This is a genomic window from Achromobacter sp. CF-sbj1-Ac2-l, from assembly GCF_052698165.1.
This window is the reverse complement of sequence record NZ_CP199855.1, coordinates 4,184,859-4,203,799: the sequence shown is the minus strand read 5'-3', so window position 1 is coordinate 4,203,799 and position 18,941 is coordinate 4,184,859. Positions and strand designations below refer to the sequence as shown.

At 69.1% G+C, this 18,941-nt stretch carries 16 protein-coding genes; 5 read left to right on the top strand and 11 right to left on the bottom strand.

The features are described 5' to 3' along the window. Positions 1–118: 118 nt before the first annotated feature. Complete coding sequence (pdxR, locus tag ACUDCK_RS19110; protein WP_175166658.1) at positions 119–1,621, top strand: MocR-like pyridoxine biosynthesis transcription factor PdxR; 1,503 nt, start codon at positions 119–121, stop codon at positions 1,619–1,621. Between the two features lie 151 nt (positions 1,622–1,772). On the opposite strand, the gene ACUDCK_RS19105 is transcribed toward pdxR, so the two are convergent. From ACUDCK_RS19105 to ACUDCK_RS19075, 7 genes are all read right to left on the bottom strand, one after another. Further along, positions 1,773–3,101: an aspartate aminotransferase family protein gene (locus ACUDCK_RS19105; RefSeq protein WP_175166659.1), complete on the bottom strand. Its 1,329-nt coding sequence runs from the start codon at positions 3,099–3,101 to the stop codon at positions 1,773–1,775. Beyond that, a complete protein-coding gene (locus ACUDCK_RS19100; RefSeq protein ID WP_175166660.1) occupies positions 3,098–4,177 on the bottom strand; it encodes a phosphotransferase in 1,080 nt (359 codons plus the stop codon). Before ACUDCK_RS19100 ends, ACUDCK_RS19105 begins: the two co-directional genes overlap by 4 nt. Next, complete coding sequence (locus tag ACUDCK_RS19095; RefSeq protein WP_175166661.1) at positions 4,174–5,472, bottom strand: ArgE/DapE family deacylase; 1,299 nt, start codon at positions 5,470–5,472, stop codon at positions 4,174–4,176. Before ACUDCK_RS19095 ends, ACUDCK_RS19100 begins: the two co-directional genes overlap by 4 nt. Positions 5,473–5,618: 146 nt before the next feature. Beyond that, positions 5,619–6,878 (bottom strand): putative Na+/H+ antiporter, encoded by a 1,260-nt coding sequence (locus ACUDCK_RS19090; RefSeq protein ID WP_059271758.1) that lies wholly within the window; start codon positions 6,876–6,878, stop codon positions 5,619–5,621. A gap of 24 nt (positions 6,879–6,902) precedes the next feature. Beyond that, positions 6,903–7,373 carry a hypothetical protein gene (locus ACUDCK_RS19085; RefSeq protein WP_059271756.1) on the bottom strand — a complete coding sequence of 157 codons (471 nt, stop codon included), beginning with the start codon at positions 7,371–7,373 and terminating at the stop codon, positions 6,903–6,905. A gap of 59 nt (positions 7,374–7,432) precedes the next feature. After that, positions 7,433–8,947, bottom strand: a complete 1,515-nt coding sequence (locus ACUDCK_RS19080) for a tripartite tricarboxylate transporter permease (protein ID WP_059271754.1) — start codon at positions 8,945–8,947, stop codon at positions 7,433–7,435. 3 nt (positions 8,948–8,950) lie between these two features. Next, the gene (locus ACUDCK_RS19075) at positions 8,951–9,436 is read right to left on the bottom strand and encodes a tripartite tricarboxylate transporter TctB family protein (protein WP_063570228.1); all 486 of its coding nucleotides are present in this window, start codon (positions 9,434–9,436) and stop codon (positions 8,951–8,953) included. A 344-nt stretch (positions 9,437–9,780) separates the two neighbouring features. Between ACUDCK_RS19075 and ACUDCK_RS19070 the strand changes: the two genes are divergently transcribed. Both ACUDCK_RS19070 and ACUDCK_RS19065 read left to right on the top strand, forming a co-directional pair. Beyond that, positions 9,781–11,163, top strand: coding sequence for an ATP-binding protein (locus tag ACUDCK_RS19070; protein WP_175166662.1), 1,383 nt, complete (start codon positions 9,781–9,783; stop codon positions 11,161–11,163). Next, positions 11,163–12,479: a sigma-54-dependent transcriptional regulator gene (locus tag ACUDCK_RS19065; RefSeq protein ID WP_175166663.1), complete on the top strand. Its 1,317-nt coding sequence runs from the start codon at positions 11,163–11,165 to the stop codon at positions 12,477–12,479. The genes ACUDCK_RS19070 and ACUDCK_RS19065 overlap by 1 nt, the downstream gene beginning before the upstream one ends. A 52-nt stretch (positions 12,480–12,531) precedes the next feature. On the opposite strand, the gene ACUDCK_RS19060 is transcribed toward ACUDCK_RS19065, so the two are convergent. Continuing rightward, entirely contained in the window at positions 12,532–13,038 is a 507-nt protein-coding gene (locus tag ACUDCK_RS19060; RefSeq protein ID WP_175166664.1) for a CinA family protein, read from the bottom strand. 207 nt (positions 13,039–13,245) lie between these two features. On the opposite strand from ACUDCK_RS19060, the gene ku reads away from it, so the two are divergent. Both ku and ligD read left to right on the top strand, forming a co-directional pair. Then, entirely contained in the window at positions 13,246–14,199 is a 954-nt protein-coding gene (gene ku, locus ACUDCK_RS19055; protein WP_175166665.1) for a non-homologous end joining protein Ku, read from the top strand. Positions 14,200–14,201: 2 nt separating this feature from the next. Further along, a complete protein-coding gene (gene ligD / locus ACUDCK_RS19050) occupies positions 14,202–16,811 on the top strand; it encodes a DNA ligase D (RefSeq protein WP_175166666.1) in 2,610 nt (869 codons plus the stop codon). Here ligD and ACUDCK_RS19045 read toward each other — a convergent pair. From ACUDCK_RS19045 to ACUDCK_RS19035, 3 genes are read right to left on the bottom strand one after another with little or no spacing between them, the layout of a single operon-like run. Then, positions 16,808–17,467 carry a tetratricopeptide repeat protein gene (locus ACUDCK_RS19045; RefSeq protein ID WP_064524353.1) on the bottom strand — a complete coding sequence of 220 codons (660 nt, stop codon included), beginning with the start codon at positions 17,465–17,467 and terminating at the stop codon, positions 16,808–16,810. The two genes, ligD and ACUDCK_RS19045, sit on opposite strands and share 4 nt — an antisense overlap. Beyond that, entirely contained in the window at positions 17,464–18,279 is an 816-nt protein-coding gene (locus tag ACUDCK_RS19040) for an SDR family oxidoreductase (protein WP_144654754.1), read from the bottom strand. Before ACUDCK_RS19040 ends, ACUDCK_RS19045 begins: the two co-directional genes overlap by 4 nt. Next, on the bottom strand, positions 18,276–18,941 hold the full coding sequence (locus tag ACUDCK_RS19035) for a TenA family transcriptional regulator (protein ID WP_064524355.1): 666 nt from the start codon (positions 18,939–18,941) through the stop codon (positions 18,276–18,278). The genes ACUDCK_RS19040 and ACUDCK_RS19035 overlap by 4 nt, the downstream gene beginning before the upstream one ends.

The window sequence follows — 18,941 nt, the reverse complement described above, 5'->3', positions numbered from 1 at the left end:
AATTCCCCTTGTTTGTCGCGGCTTTCCACGGTGGCGCCGCATTGGATACGGCGTTGACGATAGCAACTACTGGCTATATCTTGTATAGCCACAATCCAATCAGAGATAGGTCCACTTCATGAAGGAAGTCCTGCTCGCCGACCTGCTTTCCGGCGCGCTGTCGCGCGAGTCGGCCGACCCGCTGCAAAAGCAGATCTACGACATCGTGCGGCGCGGCGTGCTGGACCACACGCTGGTGGCGGGGCAGCGCCTGCCGTCGTCGCGCGTGCTGGCGCAGGAGCTGGGCATTTCACGCATCACGGTGACGCTGGCCTACGAGCGGCTCATCGCCGAGAACTACCTGAGCGCGCGCGGCGGCAGCGGCACCTTCGTAGAGAAGACCGTGGACCGGCCGCTGCTGCCGCCGGCCTCGCCCGAACACGTGCAGCGCCACGTGCCGGGCCTGTCCACGCGCGGCGAGGGCATCGCCGGCGGCGCGGCGGGGCTGGGCCAGCACACCGGCGCGTTCGTGCCGGGCGTGGCCGACGCCAGCCTGTTTCCGTTCCACCTGTGGCGCCGGCTGGTGTCGCGCCACCTGGGCAAGTCGAACCTGGCGCTGTCGGGCTACGCCAAGGACGGCGCGGGCTTTCTGCCGCTGCGCGAGGCCATCGCCAGCTATCTGCGGCTGGCGCGGGCCGTGGTGTGTGAGCCGGAGCAGGTTATCGTCACGGCGGGCACGCACCAGTCGGTTGATCTGTGCGCCCGTATGCTGACCGAGTGGGGCGACGCCGCGCTGGTGGAAAGCCCCTGCCACTGGGCCTTTCCGCCGGTGCTGGCGGCGGCCGGCGTGCGCGCGCATGCCGCCGTGCTCGATGACCAGGGCCTGGACCTGGCGGCCAGCAAGCTGCCGCGCCGGGCGCGGCTGTTGATCACCAGCCCGTCGCATCAGTACCCGACCGGCGTGGTGATGCCGCTGGCGCGGCGCCTGGAGCTGCTGCAGGCGGCGCGGGCGCGCGGCCTGTGGGTGCTTGAGGACGACTACGACAGCGAGTTCCGTTACGACGGCGCGCCGATTCCGTCGCTGCAGGGCCTGGACGCCGACGGCCGCGTGATCTACCTGGGCACCTTCAGCAAGACCATGTTCGCCGGCCTGCGCATGAGCTACATGGTGGTGCCGCCGCAGGTGGCCGGGTCGTTCTCGCGCGCCTGCGCCAGCATCTATCGGCCGGGACAGTTGCATCTGCAGGCGGCGCTGGCGGATTTCATGGCGGACGGCCATTTCTCGCACAACATCAAGCGCATGCGCACCGAGTACGCGCAGCGCCAGATCGTGCTGCGCGATGCGCTGGCGGCGCGGGTCGGCGACCAGGTGCGGTTGTCGCAGGCGCGGGCCGGCCTGCATGTGTATGCGCGGCTCTACCGCAAGGTGTCGGCGCCGCGCCTGGCCGAGGCCGCCCGCGACGAGGGCATCGTGCTGGGGCAGCCGCATTACCTGCCCGATGCCGCCAGCGCGGCGTCGCCCGCGGTGGTGCTGGGGTATGGCGGCGTGCCATGCGAGCGCATCGACGACGGGGTGGCGCGCTTTGCGCGGGCGCTGGGGCGGGCCGGGGAGAACCGGCCCGCGCGCCGGGCGCGTCGTTGAACCTTGTCGTTGCGTCCAGGCGGCCGGTCGCCGCGGTGACGCGCGGCAGTGCGACGCGGCGATGAATCAAGGGGTGGCCCGCCGCCTCCCGCGGCCCCCGTTGTGGTGACTGGAGCCAGCGGAGAGGACGCGCGCCGCGCCGCTTTGCCGCCTACAGTTGCGCCAGGGTCTCATCCGCCGCCGCCAGCAGCAGGTCGGCGTGTTCCCGCGCGAACGGCAGTTGCGGCCGCAGCTTGAGCACGTTGCCGTGCAGGCCGGTGGCGCTGAGCAGCACGCGGCGCTGGCGCATCAGGTTGACGAAGCGGTGCGTCTCTTCCTTGGCGGGCGTCTTCGCGGCGCGGTCCCGCACCAGTTCGACGCCGATGAAGAGGCCATCGCCGCGCACGTCGCCGATGAGCGCGTGGCGCTCGGCCAGCGCGCGGAAACCGTCGCGCAGGTACTGGCCGGTGCGGGCGGCGTTGGCCTGCAGGCCTTCGTCCTCGATCACCGAGAGCGTGGCCTGGGCCGCGGCGCAGGCCACCGGATTGCCGCCGAAGGTATTGAAGTAGCGCGCCTCGCGGCCAAAGCGCTCCATGATGTCGGGACGCGACACCATGGCGGCGATGGGATGGCCGTTGCCCATCGGCTTGCCCATGGTGACGAGGTCCGGCACCAGGCCGTGGCGCTGGAAGCCCCACATGCACGAGCCGGTGCGGGCGAAGCCGGCCTGCACTTCGTCGGCGATGAACAGGCCGCCCGCGTCGCGGATGGCCTGCGCCGCCGGGGCCAGGAAGCCGGCCGGGTCGCTGTAGACGCCGTCGCTGGACAGGATCGTGTCCACCAGCAGCGCGGCCGGCTTGATGCCGTGGCGCCGCAGGTCGTCGATGGCGGCCTGCACCTGCTGGCCAAACCATTGCCCGAGGGTGGCCGGGTCGTGGCGGTAGCTGTCGGGCGCGGCCACGGCGCGGGTGTCCACGCCCAGCGGCACGGCCTGGCCGAGCGACGACGACACGGCGGCCACCGCGGCGGTGACGCCGTGGTACGCCAGTTGCGTGACGATGACGCCGGTGCCGCCGGTGTGGCTGCGCGCCACGCGCAGCGCGAGGTCGTTGGCCTCGCTGCCGGTGCAGGTGAAGATGACCTGCGACAGCGGCTGCGGGAACGTCGCCAGCAGGCGCTCGGCGTAGTCCAGCACGCCGTCGTGCAGATAGCGGGTGTGGGTGTTCAGCACCGCCGCCTGCTCGGCGATGGCGCGCACCACGCGCGGATGGCTGTGGCCCACAGAGGCGACGTTGTTGTAGGCGTCCAGGTAGCGTTCGCCGTCGGCGCCGTAGAGCCACACGCCTTCGCCGCGCACGATGTGCAGCGGCTGGTCGTAGAAGAGGCGGTAGGCCGGCCCCAGTACCCGCTGGCGGCGGGCGATAAGCTCGCGTTCGGCCGGCGGCAGCGCGTCGGCCGCGGCGGGGTCGAAGGCGTTGAGCATGGCTTGGTCTCGGCTCATACAAGAGTCTCCATCGGGGGCTGGCTGGCGGCCAGCAGGATGTCGCTGGCCTGCTGCCGGGGCAGGGCGTCCAGGCGCGCCAGGCCGGTCCAGGCCAGGCCGTTGTTGCGCAGGATGTACTGGCGGTTCTCGGGGTGCTGCTGCGCGCGCCAGCCGGTGATGGCCACCGTGATCAACAGGCGCGTGGCGATCAGGTCGGGCAGCAGCGCGATCTCGGTTTCGGTCAGCGGCAGCGTCTGGTGGTAGCTGGCCAGGCACTGGCGCAGGCCGGCCGACAGCGGGTCGGGCGCGTCGTCGAGCAGATAGGCGGCGGCCACTGCCAGGTCCTGCGCCAGCGGCGCGCGCACCATGTCGCCGAAGTCGAGCAGCGCCGCGATCTGTTCGGGATCGTCGCGCGCCACCATTACGTTGTAGGGGTTGAGATCGTTGTGGATGACCTGGCGCCGCAGCCCGCCCAGGCGCGGCCGCAGGTCATGGGCGAAGCGTTCGAGCTGGCGCTCGGCCAGCCGGCGGCGGTCCGCCTCGGGAATCTTCGGCAGCAGGTCGGCGATGCGGTCGGCGTGCTGCAGGTCCCACAGCAGTTCGTGGTCGGCCATGGCGTGGTCGAAGCCGGCCAGGGCCAGGTCGAACTGCGCCAGGGCCCGGCCCAGCGCGCGGTACTGCGCCGGGCTGCGGGCCACCTGGTGCAGCGGCACGCCCTGCACGAAGGTCATCAGCCGCAATGCGCGGCGCGCGCCGTCGCCGGCATCGTGCCAGTGCACGTAGTCGCCGTGCAGGCCCGGGATCAGGCGCGGCACCGGCGGTTCGCCGCCGGCCAGCATGAGGCGCAGTTGCGCCTGGGTGTGGAAGTCGGTGACCGCCGGGTCCTCGGCCGGGTGGGTGGCCTTGAGCACGTAGGCGCCGCCGGCGGCGTCGCGCAGCAGGAAGTTCTGGTCGCGCTCGCTCGACAGCAGCGTGGCCTGGGCCAGCAGGCCGTAGTGGTGTTGCGCCAGGGCCTCGGCCTGTGACAGGGACAGCTTGGGCGGCTCGGCCGCGAACAGCGCCTGGCCGACGCTGGGGAGGTTGCCGCCGCTCATGCCCGACGCTCTTCCAGGCCGCACCACTCGGCGATGAACAGGGCGATGGTCTGGGTGACCTTGCGCACAGATTCCAGGTTGACCGCCTCGTCGTAACCGTGCGGCATGCGGCATTCCGGGCCGTAGACGATGGCCGGGGTGTCGGCGTACAGGCCGTAGAAGCGGGCGTCGGTGGCGGCCGACGTGGCGTATTCGCGCAGCGGTTCGCCGAACACCTGCTCGTGCGCGGCGCGCAGCGCGGCCTCGGCCTCGTCGGCGTTCCGCAGTTCGTAGCCCTCGGCCATGAAGCCGTGGTAGATCACCTTGGGCGGATGCTTGGCCAGGAACGGATCGCGCGCCGCGGCCTGGGCCACGAAGGCCTCGATCTCGGCGCGCGCGGCCTCCAGGCTCTGGCCCGGATAGACCGCCACGCGCATGTCGAAGGTGCACCAGGCCGGCACGCTGGACGGCCAGTCGCCGCCGGCGATCTTGCCGAGGTTGAAACGGATGGGGTGGGGATGGTCGCAGAAGTGGCGGTGGTCGCACTTGTTGGCGTTCCAGCGCGTTTCCAGTTCGTCCAGCGCCTGGATCAGGAAGATCGCCTTCTGGATGGCGTTGGCGCCCGCGCCGGTGAAAGCGGCCGAGGCGTGCTGGGGGTCGCCTTCGACCTGCACCTGGAACCACATCGGCCCGACCTGGGCGCGCATCAGCATGGGCAGCAGCGGTTCCGGGATGAAGGCGGCGTCGGCGCGATAGCCGCGCGCCAGGCAGGCCAGGGCGCCGTTGCCGGTGCATTCCTCTTCCACCACCGACTGCAGGAACACGTCGCCGGCCGGCGCCAGGCCGATGGCGGCGAGCGCGTCCATGGCCGACAGGCAGGCGACCAGGCCGGACTTCATGTCGCCGGCGCCGCGGCCGTGCATCCAGCCGTCGACGATGGCGGGGTCATAGGGGTCGCGGCTCCATTGCGCCAGCGGGCCGACCGGCACCACGTCGATGTGGCCATTGAGAATCAGCGAGCGGCCTTTCAGGCTGCGGGCACGGTGCGCGCCGACCACGTTGTAGGCGTTGTCATAGGACACCGCCACCGGCGAAAAGCCGGGCAGGTGGTGGATGGCCTCGACGTCGATGCGCCAGCGGTCCACGGCGTAGCCGCGCTCGGCGTAGCGCGCCGCCATGAAATCCTGCGCGGTGGCTTCCTCGCCGCGCTGCGACGGCAGGCGCACCAGTTGCGCGGTCAATTCGGTCTGGGCCGCGAAGCCCGCGTCCACGGCTTGGAGGATGCGCTGGCGCAGCGCCGGGGTCAGTTCTGGCATGGATGTGCTCGAGGTTGACAGGGAACCCGGCCATGCTAGGGAAAATTGGATTGGTTAAAAATAGCCAATCCGGGTTATTTGATATAGCCACTTTGCGGCTGCGGCATCTCGATGCCCTGGAGCCGGTCAGTCCGCCAGGGGGGGGGTCATAGCAGGAACAGGAGTGACGCGGCCACCAGGGTCGGCGCCAGTGCGCCGGCCAGCAGTCCGGGCATGCTGACCGCGCCGTTGTCGAACCCGCCGCGCAGCAGGGCGACCCCGGCGGGGTTTGGCGCGTTGGCGATCACCGTCAGGCCGCCGCCGGCGACCGCGCCCGCCACCAGCATGTACTGCGCCTGCGCCGAAATGCCGTCGATCAACGACCCCAGGTAGGTCAGGGCGGCATTGTCGGTGACGGCGGTGAGGGCCAGGGCGCCGAAGAACAGCACGCGCGGTTCAAGTCCGCTGACGATGGGTTGCAGCCACCATTGCTGCATGCCGCCCAGCACCACCAGCCCGGCCAGGAAGAAGCCGACCAGCAAGGCTTCCTTGATGATCAGCCGGCTCTGGTGCGCGGGGTAGGCCTGGGTATAACCCAGGAAGAACAGGAACAGCCCGAGGAAGATGATCGGATGGTGGGCGAACAGGACGACCGACGCCAGGAACAGCAGGTGCGCCGCGATGACGGTGGACGACATCGGCGTGGCGCTGTTGCCGACGGCCATGACATCGCCGGAGTGCAAGTGCGGCCGCAGCAGCCAGGTGACCGCGGTGGCATTGATCAGCACCGCCAGCGCGGCCTTCCAGCCGAACATCTTGAGCATGAAGGCGCTGTCCCAGCCCCAGGTCGCGGCGACCATCAGCACGGGCGGCGCCGCGTACGAGGTCAGGGTGCCGCCGATCGAGATATTCACGAACAGCACGCCCAGCGCCAGATATTTCAGCCGCTCCGGCATGGCGCGGTGAAAGACCTGCGGCGCCAGCATCATCGCCGCGATGGTCATGGCGGCCGGTTCCGTGATCAGCGAGCCGGCCAGCGGCACCAGGGCCAGGCACAGCCAGGCCTTGGCGGTCCGGTCGGCGATCGGCATCCACCTGGCGAGGCGGTCCACCAGCCGCATGACCGCCGTGAGGACGGGCAGCGAGGCGGCGATGACCATGACCACGAAGACGAAGGCCGGTTCGGTGTAGTTGCGCGATTCGGCGTATTCGAGGGCGCTGGCGCCGGAGGCGCCCAGGGCCATCAGGACCAGCAGGACGGCGGCCCAGAAGCCGAACACCACTTCGACCTCGCCCAGCAGGTGCAGCAAGCCATGATGGCGCTTGCTGCGGTGCGCCAGTCGCAGGAACAGCGGCGCGGAGAAGGTATGCAGCAGGGCGATCGCGAATACGATCGCGGCAATGATCTCAATCGGGTTGTCTGTCACGCCCGGGATTCCTTGAAAGAGGGTTCATACCCGCGCGACGTCGATCCACAGGCGCGCCATGACGACCTGGCGGACCAGGTCGTACAAATGGGCCGGCGCTTCGGCGGCGACCAGCACCCGGCGAATCAACGCCTGCAAGTCCACGCGCAGGCACGGCTGGGGCAGCGGGGTTGCCCGCGCGCGCGCCGTGGCCATGAGGCGGATGAAGTCGAGCGACGGCGTGTCGATCCGCAGCTCCGCGTCCGCCGGCGGCAACACGGCATCGCGCAAGGCTTCCAGCGTCGAGCAGATATAGATGTCGGAGGGGGGGAGGCCGTCGGCGTCGATGCCGAGGTGCCACTCCTGCGTGCCGATGAGGGTGGCGCTGGCGCCCGCCGCGGGCGCCTCGAAGCGCAGCCGGCTGAACTCGAGCAATTCCATCAATTCCACGAAAGACAGGCCGCGCGCAATCGGCGACGTGGGCGCGGCGCCTTGGGGACCGTCGTGCAGTCTCATGGCGTACTCCTGGTGATGCGTCGGGGCCGCCGGATGGCGGCCCCATGTCATGCGGTTTGTCAGGTTCGGGCCTGTTCCATCTCCCGGACCTTGTAGCGGTTGCGCACGGTCGAGTAGACCAGCCACAAGGCCAGCGCCAGGATCGCGTAGACGAAGGCGGCGCTGATCGGGCGGTCGATGAAGATGCTCATCTGGCCGCGCGACAGCAGCAGGGCGCGGCGGAAGTTCTCTTCGACCATCGGCCCCAGCACGAAGCCGAGCAGCAGCGGCGCGGGCGAGAAATGCAGCTTCAGGAACAGATAGCCGACCATGCCCAGCACCAGCACCATGCCGACGTCGAACAGGCTGTTGTTGGTGCTGTACACCCCCACGCAGACGAAGAACAGCGCCGACGGGAAGAGATACTTGTAGGGCACCTTGAGCAGCTTGGCCCACATCCCGATCAGGGGCAGGTTCATGATGACCAGCATGACGTTGCCGATCCAGAAGCTGGCGATCAGGCCCCAGAACAGGTCGGCATGCTCGGTCACCATCTGCGGGCCGGGCTGGATGCCATGGATGATCAGCGCGCCCAGCATCAGCGCCATGACCGAGTCGCCGGGGATGCCCAGGCTCATGGTCGGGATGAAGCTGGTCTGCGCCGCCGAGTTATTGGCCGCTTCGGGGCCGGCGATGCCTTCGATGGCGCCATGGCCGAAGCGGTTGGGCGTCTTGGACACGCGCTTTTCGACGGCATACGACATGAACGACGCGATGGTCGCGCCGGTGCCCGGCAGGATGCCCAGGATCGCGCCGATGGCGCTGCCTCGCGCGATCGGCATCGCCGACTGCTTGATGTCGCCCGGCTCGGGCCGCACGGACATCTTGGTGGCGCTGCCTACGGTGGTCGCCTTGCCGATGCGGTTGACGTTGGCGAAGAAGTCCGCCAGGCCGAACAGGCCCATCGCCAGCGCCACCAGTTGCACGCCGTCGCTCAGTTCGATCACGCCGAAGGCGTAGCGGATGGTGCCGGTGTTGACGTCGGTGCCGACCACGCCGATCAGCAGCCCCAGGAACACCATGGCCACGCCCTTGATGGCCGAGCCCTTGGCCAGGGTGGCGCCGGCGAACAGCCCCAGCATCATCATCGAGAAATACTCGGCCGGGCCGAACTGGAAGGCCACCTCCACCAGCACCGGCGAGAACAGGATCATGATGATGATGCCGACGCTCGCGCCGATGAACGAGGCCAGCACCAGCATGAACAGCGCCGAGCCGGACTTGCCGCGCCGGGCCAGTGGATTGCCGTCCAGGCAGGTGACGGCATGGGACGGCGTGCCCGGCAGGTTGAGCAGGATGCAGGTGATGCCGCCGCCGTATTGGGCGCCGTAGTAGATGCCGGCCAGCATCATCAGGGCGGCGACCGGCGTCATGGCGTAGGTGAGCGGCAGCAGGATGGAGATCGCGGCCAGCACGCCCATGCCGGGCAGCACGCCGATCATGTTGCCCATGAAGACGCCGAAGATCGACCAGAGCAGGTTGTCCCACTGGAAGGCGACGGAGAACCCGTGCAAAACGTTATCGAAGAGTTCCATGGATCACCCCCAGCGCAGCATCGGGAACTGCAGCTGCAGCGCCCACGAGAAAACGACCGCGCCGAACAGCGTCATCGCGGCGGCGAGAATCGCGGCGGATTTGTATGTGTTCGAGGTGTCGCCCAGCGCCGACACAAACACCAGCGCGAAGGTGGCCGGCAGGAAGCCCAGATACTGGCCGATCACGATGAACAGCGCGATCCCGGCGGCGATGCAGGCCATGCCGCGCAGGCGCTCGCGTCGCGTGGGTTGCGGCAATTGCTCTTCAAGCTGTTCTTCCTGGATTTCGTCGGGGTCGGGACTGAGCGGGATCAGGATGCCCAGGGCAACCAGGAAGCAGCCCACCAGCATCGGAAAATAGCCCGGCCCCATGCGCGCCAGTTCGCCAATGTTGTAGGTGGTGGCCTCGAAGAGGGTCAGCGCGCCGCAGAGGGCGATGAACGCGCCTCCCCACAGATCGCGCTTTCTAGAGAATATGGTGCTGCCCATGGCGTGCTCCCCGTTTTTTGTTGATGACAAGACCGCGGGCCGTGCGTGCGCATGACCCGGGGAGCGGGGACTTTAAGAACGGCGCCTTGCATTTTGCTTTCGTGCGGCGGCGCCCGGATTACGGGATAACCAGAAGGCCGGCCGCCGCGCCGCCAAGGGGCGTAAGCATGGCTTAACAACGTTCATTCTTCATGTTCACGAAAGTGAACAATCCGCGTCGAAAAACGCCTGGATCGCCGCCCGGCATGATTCTTGCCCGCGCTCGCGGCGCTTTCGAAATCTTGCAAATTGGTGGGCCCGACTGACCACGGCATAATCACGTTTTGCTGTCTGCGCCGTCGATCATGCTTCGCTTGCCGCTCACCGCGCGGATCCCGCTCGCGGTCTCCCTGTTGTTCCTGGTCATCTCGGCCGCGCTGATCTCGCTGGCGCTGCACGGCCTGTCGCGCCAGTTCGACAGCCAGGTTTCCAATCTCGGCCAGGTCTACCTGGACGGACTGTCGGCCGCCATCCTGCCCGCGGTGCGCGCGAACGACGGCGCGCAGATGACCGAGGTGCTCAATCGCGCGCTCGATACGCACCTGGGGGTGGTGGACCGCACGCTGGCGGTGGTCACCGCCGACCATCGACTGCTGGCGCATGTGGCGCGCTATCCCGAGGTCGAGCCGGTGCCGCTGGCGATCCTGCGCGAGCCTTCCGGCAGCCTGGTCAGCCTGCGCTCCGAGGGCGTCTGGACCTGGCGGCTGCTCGACAGCGAACAGCCACAACTGGGTACCCTGATCGCCAACCTGGACGTCAGCGAGTTCCTGCTGCAGCGGCGCGAACTGGCGCTCGAACTGGGGTTGGTGGGGCTGGCCATCAGCCTGCTGGGGGCCATGCTGTGCTACGGCATGGCGCGCCGCCTGCAGCGTCCCATCATCTCGCTGACCGAAGCGCTGCGCGCCGGGCGCGAAGACCGGCCGCGAGAGATGACGGTGCGCACCGGCGATCCCGAATTGCAGGAACTGCTTGCAGCCTACAATTGGATGGTGGCCAGCGTGCGTGAACGCGAGGCCTTCGAGCAACGCCATGCGCACATCGAACGCGAGGCCATGCTGGGCCGTATGTCGGCGGCGCTGGCGCACGAGGTGCGCAATCCGCTGGGCGGCCTGCGCACCGCGGTGCAGACCCTGCGGCAGTTCGGCGACCGCGCCGAGGTGCGGCAGGAATCGCTCGGCTTCATCGACCGTGGCGTCGAGGCACTGCAGGCGGTGGTCGATGCCAGCCTGCGCACCTTCCGGCCGGGCACGGCCCGGCTGCGGCGCGAGGACATCGAGGACATCCGCCTGATGGTCGGGTCGCAGGCGGCCAAGGGCGGCGTTCGGGTGTCGTTGACGTGCGCCGGGATGCATGACGATGCGCTGCCTTGGCCGGCCGGGCCGGTGCGCCAGGTGCTGCTGAACCTGGTGCTGAACGCGGTGCAGGCGTCGCCGCCCGGCGGGCATGTGCGCATCGCGGCCCGTGTGCGCCGGCGCGCGCTGGCGCTGCATGTGATGGACGACGGCGCCGGCTTGCCGCCGGATGCGCGCGCGGCCCTGGCCGGCGGTCCGCGCGGTGGCGACGGCATGGGGCTGGGCATCGTCGCCGAATTGGTGCGGGCCTTGCAAGGTCGCTTGCGCGTCCGCGGCCTGGACCCGGGAACGCGGATATCCGTCCGCATTCCCTTGCCGCCCGAGGGGAAACCGTAGTGAACGAGACACAGGTATTGTTGATCGAGGACGATCCGGTGCTGGGCGGCGCGCTGTTGCAGCGTTTGCGGCTGGAAGGGCTGTCGGCGCAATGGGTGCAGAGCTGCGCGCAGGCGGTGGAATGGTTTCGCCGCTCGCGCCAGCGGCCCGCCTTCGTGCTGGCCGATATCCGCTTGCCCGACGGGTCGGGCGAGGATCTCTACCGCCGGCTGATTCCCTATCTGGCGCAGGCGACCGTGGTGTTCGCCACCGCCTATGGCGAGATCGCCCAGGCGGTGCGGCTGGTGGCGGCGGGCGCCAATGACTATCTGACCAAGCCCTACGATACCGATGCGCTGGTGGCGCGGATGCGCGCGGTGATTGCCGCGCAACCAGCGGGCGCGGCGCGCGAGGTTCATGAAAACCCGTTCGCGCTGGACGAACCGGCCAGCCCGTTGGCGCACGATCTGGAACGGCTGGCCGCGAGCGATTTGGCGCTGCTGCTGGAAGGCGAGACCGGCACCGGCAAGGACCGGGCCGCGCGCTATGCGCACGCGCGCTCGCCGTTCGCGGCGGGGCCGTTCGTGGCCGTCAATTGCGCCTCGTTGCCGCCCGATCTTGCCGAGAGTCTGCTGTTCGGCCATGCCAAGGGCGCGTTCAGCGGCGCGAACACGGCGCGCGAGGGGCTGTTTTCGCAGGCGCAGGCGGGCACCTTGTATCTGGACGAGGTGGCCGAGCTGGCGCCCAAGACGCAGTCCGCGCTGCTGCGGGTGCTGGAGAACGGCGAATACCGGCCGTTGGGCCAGACCGACAGCCTGCGGACCCGTTGCCGCGTCATGGCCAGCACTTGCAGCACGTTGGACACCGAGGTCGCCGAGGGCCGTTTGCGGCCGGATCTGTACTACCGGCTGGCGGTGGCCCGCCTGGCGCTGCCGCCGCTGCGCGAGCGGCCAACGGCCATTGCCGCGCTGGCCGTCCGCCTGCTCGCCGAGCTGGCCCCTCCGAACGGGGCGCGGCTGGCGGTCGACGCGCTGCGGGCGTTGGACGAGCATGATTGGCCCGGCAATATCCGCGAGATGCGCAACCGCATCGCGCGGGCGGTGGTGCTGGCCGATGGCCCCGAGTTGTCCGCCGGCGATCTGTTCCCCGAGCGCAAGCTCGGCGGCGCGCCGGACCTGGCGACCCGGCGCACCCATGCCGAACAGCGCGCGATCCAGCAGGCCATCGCCGAATCCGGCGGGCACCTGGGCAGCGCCGCCAAACGGCTTGGCATTTCGCGCACCACCTTGTGGAAGAAGCTGCGCGCGACCCGCGACGACGATCGCTCGCCTTCCTAGGCGGCCGTGTCCGCGCGGCCCGCGCGCGATGCCGGGTCGAGCGGGGCGCGGGTCAGCCGGCGGCGGCTGGCCGGTGCCGCAGGAAGCAATCGACGATGCCTTGCAGGGCGAATTCGGCGCTGGCCTGGCGGATGCGATTGCGGCTGCCGCTGAATTGCCGCGTGGCGGTGTAGATGACAGGATGGGCATCGGCGCCGCCTTGCTTGAAGACCCAGGCGTAGCATTGGGTGCCGGGCGCGATGCGATCGTCGGTGGCATCGGTGACGCCGGTGTTGGCGACGGCGACGTTGGCCGGACTTTTGGCGGCTGCCCCCAGCGCCATGGCGCGCGCCACGGCCTCGCTGGTGAGATTGTGGCGCGCCAGGATCGATTGCGGCACGCCCAGGCAGCGCCGCTTGGCCGCCACCGAATACACCACGAAGGCGCAGTCGAGCAACTCGCCGGCGCCTGGAACGTCGGCCGGGGTGGCGGCGACGAGCCCGGCGGTGCAGGACTCGGCCGTCACAAGGGTCAATTGATGTTCCTGCATGAATCGGGCCACGCGTTCGATGCTGTTCATCCTGCGACTCCGCCGGGCAGTAGCGGGGCTGGCAGCAATCGCCGTGCCGGGGCGCCGATCGACCACCGTGACGCCAGGCACGGCAATTGCTGGCCGCCCGGATCATGCCGGCGTTGGCGCGCGCGCCAAGCGCTGCGACAATAGCGCCAGGCGGTCAATCCAACCACTGGACGGGGCGGTAGCGGCGCCCCGAAGGAGAGCGGCATCATGGCGACGCGAACCATCTGGAAAGGCGCGATCTCGTTCGGGCTGGTGCATATTCCCGTGGGCCTGCACACGGCCACCACCGAATCCGGCGTGGATTTCGACTGGCTCGACAAGCGCTCGATGGACCCGGTCGGCTACAAGCGCATCAACAAGCGCACCGGCAAGGAGATCGACAAGGACAACATCGTCAAGGGCGTGGAATACGAGGACGGCCAGTACGTCATCATCTCGCCCGAAGAGATCGCCGATGCCTACCCGCGCACCACCCAGACCATCGAGATCCAGCAGTTCGTGGATGCCGGCGAGGTGTCGTTCGTGTACCTGGAGCGGCCCTATTACGTCGCGCCGATCAACAAGGGCCAGAAGGTGTATGCCTTGCTGCGCGACACGCTGGCCAAGGCCGGCAAGATCGGCATCGCCAAGGTGGTGATCCAGACCAAGCAGCACCTGGCCGCGCTCATTCCGTCGGGCGATGCGCTGGTGCTGAACCTGATGCGCTGGGGCGACGAGGTCAAGTCCACCGAGGACCTGGACCTGCCCAAGGCGGGCGCCAAGGCCTCCGCGCCCAGCGCCAGCGAGCTGAAGATGGCGCGCATGCTGGTGGACGACATGTCGGGCCAGTGGGATCCGGAACAGTACAAGGACGAATTCAAGGCCGCGGTCATGGACCTGGTGGCCCGCAAGGTCAAGGCCGGCAAGACCGAGACGGTGATCGAGCCGCAGGAGGAAACGCCCGCCTATGCCGATAACGTCATCGACCTGACCGAACTGCTGCAGCGCAGCCTGAAGGGACGCTCGTCCGGGAAGGCCGCGAACGGGGCGGGGAATGGAACGGGCAATGCGACGGCCAAGGGCAAGGCCGCGGCGAAGAAGACCGCGAAGAAGGCAGCCGCCCGGCCGGCGAAGAAGAAAGCGGCGGGCGCCAAGGCGGCCAAGACCCGCAAGGCGGCGTGACCATGGCCGATACCCTGGCGAAATACCGCGCCAAGCGCAATTTCAATGTGACGTCGGAGCCGGCCGAAGGCGGCCAGGCCAACGAGGCGGCGCGCGCCTTCGTGATCCAGAAGCACTGGGCCAGCCGCCTGCACTACGACTTCCGGCTGGAACTGGATGGCGCCATGAAGAGCTGGGCCGTGCCCAAGGGACCCAGCTATGACCCGTCGGTCAAGCGCATGGCCGTGCAGGTGGAAGACCATCCCATCGCCTACAACCGCTTCGAGGGCGAGATCCCCAAGGGCCAGTACGGCGCCGGCAAGGTGATCATATGGGATCGCGGCACCTGGTCGCCGTTGGGCGATCCGGCCGAGGGCTACAGGCGCGGCCATCTCAAGTTCGACCTGCATGGCGTCAAGATGCGTGGACGCTGGGCGCTGATCCGCATGAAGGGCCGCGAGTCGGAAAAGCAGCCGCCCTGGCTGCTGGTCAAGGACCGCGACGAACACGCCCGCGCCGAAAGCGAATTCAGCGTGGTGGACGAGCAGCCCGACAGCGTGGTGTCGCCGCCGCGGACGGGCGCGCGGGCCGTGCCCGCCACGGCGCCCGGGGCGCGGCCGGATGCGGCCGCGTCGCCGTCGTCGCCGCCGGCGTCGGGCGCCGGGGCATCGGACCTGCCGGGCGAGGCGGCGCCCTTGCCGGAGTTGCTCAAGCCGCAATTGGCCACGCTGGTGGAAGGCGTGCCGCGCCTGGCCGGCGATGACTGGATCTACGAGATGAAGTTCGACGGTTACCGTCTGTTGGCGCGGCTGCGGGAGGGCCAGGTGCGCCTGTACACGCGCAACGGCCACGACTGGGGGCCGAAGCTGCCGCACCTGGTGCGGGCGTTGCAGCGCCTGCCGCTGCCCGACGCCTGGATCGACGGCGAGATCGTGATGCTGGCCGACAACGGCGCGCCCAGCTTCCAGGCGCTGCAGAATGCCTTCGACGGCGAACGCACCGACGGCATCCTGTTCTACGCGTTCGACCTGCCCTACGTCACCGGCCGCGACCTGCGCCAGGAGCCGCTGCGCGTGCGTCGCGCGGTGCTGGCGCGGGTCATGGAGGCCGCCGGCGATCCGCTGCGCTTCAGCGAAGCCTTCGATGCGGCGCCGGCGGACCTGGTGGCCTCGGCCTGCAAGATGGGGCTGGAGGGCATCATCGCCAAGCGCCTGTCCGCGCCCTACGTATCGCGCCGCAGCGATAGCTGGGTCAAGCTCAAGTGCGCCCGCCGGCAGGAATTCGTCATTGCCGGCTATACCGATCCCAAGGGCGCGCGGGTGGGGCTGGGCGCGCTGCTGCTGGCGTACCACGACGAGGACGGCGGGCTGGTCTACGCCGGCAAGGTCGGCACCGGCTTTGACGACATGGGCCTGGCGGCGCTGCAACGCCGCCTGAGCGCCCTGGAAACGGAGCGGCCCGCCGTCAAGGCGGCCGGCATTGGCCGCGGCGTCCATTGGGTGCGGCCCGAGCTGGTGGCGGAAGTGTCGTTCGGCGAATGGACCGCTGCGGGGCATGTGCGCCACCCGGTCTTCCGCGGCTTGCGCACCGACAAGCCGGCGCGGGCGATCACCAGGGAGGCGGCGATGGGGGCCGATACGATGCAGTCCGACGATACGGCCGGCAAGACCGGCAAAGCCAAGACCGGCAAGGCCAAGGCGGGCAACGCCCAGACTGGCAAGGCCAAGGCGGGCAAGGCCCAGCCAGGCGCCGGCAAGCTGACCCACCCTGAACGCATCATCGATCCGTCCACGGGGCTGACCAAGCTGGACCTGGCGCGCTACGACGGGCTGGTGGCGCCGCTGCTGCTGCGGCATCTGAAGGACCGGCCCGTTTCCTTTCTGCGCGCCCCGTCCGGCTTGAAGGGCGAGTTCTTTTTCCAGAAGCACCTGGAGGCGCCGATGCCGGGCGTGCGGCCGCTGCCGCAGGAACTGGACCCGGATCATCCGCCCTTGATGGAGGTGCCGACGCCGCAGGCGATCATGTCGGCGGCGCAGATGAACGTAGTCGAGTTCCACACCTGGAACGCGATGAAAAGCGCGATCGACAAGCCCGACCGCATGTTGTTCGACCTGGATCCGGGCGAAGGCGTGGCCTGGCCGTCGATGCAGCAGGCGGCGCGGCTGGTCCACGTGATGCTGCGCGAAATCGGTTTGCGAAGCTGGCTCAAGACCAGCGGCGGCAAGGGCCTGCACGTGGTGGTGCCGCTGCGTCGGCAATACGACTGGGACACGGTCAAGGCGTTCTCGCAGGCCATCGTCAAGCATCTGGCGCGCACGCTGCCGCAGGTGTTCGTGGCCAAGAGCGGTCCGAAGAACCGCGTCGGCCGGATCTTCGCCGATTACCTGCGCAACGGCTTCGGCGCCACCACGGTGGCGGCCTGGTCGGCGCGTGCGCGGCCGGGGATGGGGGTGTCGGTGCCGCTGGCGTGGGACGAGCTGGACGAGGTCCGGGCCAGCGACCAGTGGACCATCGCCAACATCCATGAGCGCCTGGATGTCGGCGACTCGCCGTGGGACGACTACGCCCCGCAGGCGCTGGGCGCGGCCATGAAGGCGATGGACTTCAAGCCGGGCGGCGCGGGCGGTACCTAGTTCACTTGTCGCAGCAGCGCCTGGACGTCGGCGCGGCGGCCCTGGTCGGCTGTCTCGCGGCCGGGGCGCGGCGGGGCCTTGAGCGCCTTTTGCAGGTAGGGCACGGCTTCGACCTTGCGGCTGCGGTAGATCAGGTAATCGGCGTAGAAGTAGTTCGGATCGATGCCGTCGGGATTGATCGCCAGGGCCTGCTGCAGCAGCGATTCGGCCTTTTTGTTGTCGCCGAAGCCCACCGGCCACCCGGGTACCTTGTAGTACAGCACGCCGAGGCTGTTCAGGGCCGAGCCGTCCAGCGCCTTGCTGTCGATCTTGATGGCCGCCTCATATTCCGCCTTGGCCTGCTTTGCGATGCCGAGCGCGCCCAGTCCGCCCTTGGCGCCGGCCCACGAACTGAGCACGATGCCTTCCCAGATATGCGGCTCGGCCCGCTCGGGGAATTGTGCGGTGAGCGCGTGCGCCTTTTGCGACAGGGTCTCGAAGCGCGATTCGCGTTCGCGTTCCGGTGCCTGGTACTGGATGGTGGCCCACTCCGATTGCAGGGCGTGGATACCCTGATCCAGCGCGGCCGGTTCCGCCCGTGCCGGCGACGTGCCGGCAAGGGAAAGGCAGGCAAGGGCGGCGGCAATCGTGCCGCGCCAAAAATGACGTCGATTCATGAGGAAACTCCAGATTTGGGAAAGACTGCGCCAAGCGCGCGCCGGTGCTTGGCAAAGACGCCGTCCAGCACGCGCGGGCAAAGGGTGTTGAGACGCACGGCCAGCGCTTCCACCAGGCCGGCAAAGCGTTGCGGCGACTCGTTTTCGAGCATGCGCTGGACCGCCCGGGCCACCTTGTCGGGCGGGTCGCTGGGTGAGCCGGTGGCCTGGTTGAAGGCGATGACCTCGGGCGAGTTGAAGGGCGTGTCGATGGCCCGGGGCGCGTAGTACTGGAATTTGACGCCACTGTCGGCCAGCTCCCGTCGCAGCGCTTCGGTATAGACGCGCAGCGCCGCCTTGGAGGCGCCGTAGACCGAAAAGCCGGGCACTCCCAGGCTGCCCAGCACCGACCCGATGTTCAGCACCTGCGCGCTGGGACGGGCACGCAGCAGCGGCAGCATTTCGCCGGTCAGCATCATCGGCGCCAGCACGTTGGTGGAAAACAGCTGCTGCGCCTGGTCCGGGCGCAGATCCTGCGCGGGCGCGAATGCCGCGATGGCGGCGTTGTTGATGAGAACATTGGCGCCGCGCGCCGCTGCGGCGTCGACGATGGCGGCGCGGCCGCTACCGGTGGTGATGTCCACCACCAGCGCGTCGACGGCATCGCGGTCGGCGCTGCCCGCGCTGAGCGATTGCGCCAGCGCCAGCAGGGGCTCGGCGGTGCGGCCGATCAGCAGCACGCGGGCGCCCTGGGCGCACAGGCGCCGGGCAATGGCGCTGCCCAGCCCGCCGGCGGCGCCAGTCAGGACGACGGAGGCTTCGCGGATATTCATTGGCCGGCCCCCGTGGCCCGTGGCAGGCCCTGGAAAATGCCGCCGTACAAACCATAGAACATGCGCGCGGCATGCACGACCGCTGCCTGGTCGCCGGGGTCGTCCAGTTCGTTGACCAGCTCGGCGAAATGCGCGGTGTGTTCCTGGTCCAGCGTGCCATGCGAACGCAGGTAGCTGAATGCGGTGGCCGGCAGGCCCAGCCCCTGCTGGATGCGGTCGGCGGCGTTCAGCGCCAGGGCCACGCTGGTGCCCTCGAGCACATGTACCATGCCGAAGAAGCCCACGGGGTTGTTGCGATGGATGGTGTCGTAGGCATAGGCCACCATGACCTCGGTGGCAGGCCCTGGCCCGGCCTGCTTCACCGCGTCGGGCTGTTCGCCCAGGGCGCGCAAGTCATTCAGGATCCACTCATCGTGGCCGGTTTCTTCCTCGATGTACTCGTCCAGCGCCGGGTCCAGCCAGCGCAGGCGCGCCGGCAATCGCGCGCGGCAGTCGTGCATGAGGGGAACGGTGTGGCGGACGTGGTGGTAAGCCTCGCGCAGGAACGCGATGTAGCCGGGCAGGGTGACCTCGCCGCGCAGGCATTCCTGGATGATGGGGGTGTGTATCAGGCGGTCGCGTTGAGTCCGCGTCTCGCTCAGCAGGGTGTCGTAGAAGGGCAT

Coding starts and splice junctions, on each gene's coding strand:
- pdxR (WP_175166658.1), top strand. CDS start 119: ATGAAGGAAGTCCTGCTCGCCGACCTGCTTTCCGGCGCGCTGTCGCGC.
- ACUDCK_RS19105 (WP_175166659.1), bottom strand. CDS start 3,101: ATGAGCCGAGACCAAGCCATGCTCAACGCCTTCGACCCCGCCGCGGCC.
- ACUDCK_RS19100 (WP_175166660.1), bottom strand. CDS start 4,177: ATGAGCGGCGGCAACCTCCCCAGCGTCGGCCAGGCGCTGTTCGCGGCC.
- ACUDCK_RS19095 (WP_175166661.1), bottom strand. CDS start 5,472: ATGCCAGAACTGACCCCGGCGCTGCGCCAGCGCATCCTCCAAGCCGTG.
- ACUDCK_RS19085 (WP_059271756.1), bottom strand. CDS start 7,373: ATGAGACTGCACGACGGTCCCCAAGGCGCCGCGCCCACGTCGCCGATT.
- ACUDCK_RS19080 (WP_059271754.1), bottom strand. CDS start 8,947: ATGGAACTCTTCGATAACGTTTTGCACGGGTTCTCCGTCGCCTTCCAG.
- ACUDCK_RS19075 (WP_063570228.1), bottom strand. CDS start 9,436: ATGGGCAGCACCATATTCTCTAGAAAGCGCGATCTGTGGGGAGGCGCG.
- ACUDCK_RS19070 (WP_175166662.1), top strand. CDS start 9,781: ATGCTTCGCTTGCCGCTCACCGCGCGGATCCCGCTCGCGGTCTCCCTG.
- ACUDCK_RS19060 (WP_175166664.1), bottom strand. CDS start 13,038: ATGAACAGCATCGAACGCGTGGCCCGATTCATGCAGGAACATCAATTG.
- ku (WP_175166665.1), top strand. CDS start 13,246: ATGGCGACGCGAACCATCTGGAAAGGCGCGATCTCGTTCGGGCTGGTG.
- ligD (WP_175166666.1), top strand. CDS start 14,202: ATGGCCGATACCCTGGCGAAATACCGCGCCAAGCGCAATTTCAATGTG.
- ACUDCK_RS19045 (WP_064524353.1), bottom strand. CDS start 17,467: ATGAATCGACGTCATTTTTGGCGCGGCACGATTGCCGCCGCCCTTGCC.
- ACUDCK_RS19040 (WP_144654754.1), bottom strand. CDS start 18,279: ATGAATATCCGCGAAGCCTCCGTCGTCCTGACTGGCGCCGCCGGCGGG.
- ACUDCK_RS19035 (WP_064524355.1), bottom strand. CDS start 18,941: ATGCCCTTCTACGACACCCTGCTGAGCGAGACGCGGACTCAACGCGAC.